Raw genomic sequence first — 797 nt, 5'->3', positions numbered from 1 at the left:
TGCCTTTGATAGCTGTCGTTCAAGTGAGATGGTACTTGCAGAAGACTTAATTGATGTTACCCCCGATAATTCACTGACGTTATTTGATAGAGGCTTTTATTCTCTAGGTTTACTCAATCGCTGGCATCATGCAGGAAAAAATCGTCACTGGCTCCAACCTATGAGAAAAGGAACTCAATATGAAGTTATCCGCTCTTTAGGTCGTCAAGACAAACTCATCAAGCTAAAAACGACAGCGCAAGCGAGAAAGAAGTTTGCTGACTTACCCGAGGGCGTCGAGGTGAGATTGGTCACAAAAACGATTAAGGGGAAAGAGGTGAACATTCTCACTTCACTGGTTGACCCAATGCGCTTCCCTAAAGCAGAAATAGTCGACTTATACAGCGACAGATGGGAAATCGAACTTGGCTATAGAGAAATGAAGCAAACCTTATTGAATAGTCACTTCACACTACGTAGCAAAAAACCAGACATGATAGCGCAAGAACTGTGGGGCGTATTACTTAGCTATAACTTGCTCAGATACCAGATGGTGAAGATGGCACAGACAAAGCAAGGGATATATGCAAAACATCTTAGTTTTACGACGTGCGCAATCAGTATTATCAACTTAATTCAAACGATGTTTATAGAGAATGCAGGACGGCTCCCTAAATCAATAGAGCAATTACAAGCTCAAGTCGAACATCATATCTTACCGATAAAACGAGAGCGAGCGTATCCGAGATGTGTTAAACCAAAACCTAGTAAATATCCCAATAAAAAATGCCAGTTAGTTGTTAACTGACTGGCATTAA

At 41.0% G+C, this 797-nt stretch carries 1 protein-coding gene; it reads left to right on the top strand.

The genetic code is table 11. The annotated features are described in order from the left end of the window. Nucleotides 1-787, top strand: a 787-nt coding sequence (locus N482_RS10865) for an IS4 family transposase (protein WP_155730562.1), incomplete at its 5' end; no start/stop codon positions are given. Nucleotides 788-797 lie beyond the last annotated feature (10 nt).

It is taken from the genome of Pseudoalteromonas luteoviolacea NCIMB 1942 (genome assembly GCF_001625595.1).
Classification (GTDB): Bacteria; Pseudomonadota; Gammaproteobacteria; order Enterobacterales; family Alteromonadaceae; genus Pseudoalteromonas; species Pseudoalteromonas luteoviolacea_A.
Note: the sequence above shows the minus strand (reverse complement) of the source record. Positions and strands in the feature narration are given on the sequence as shown.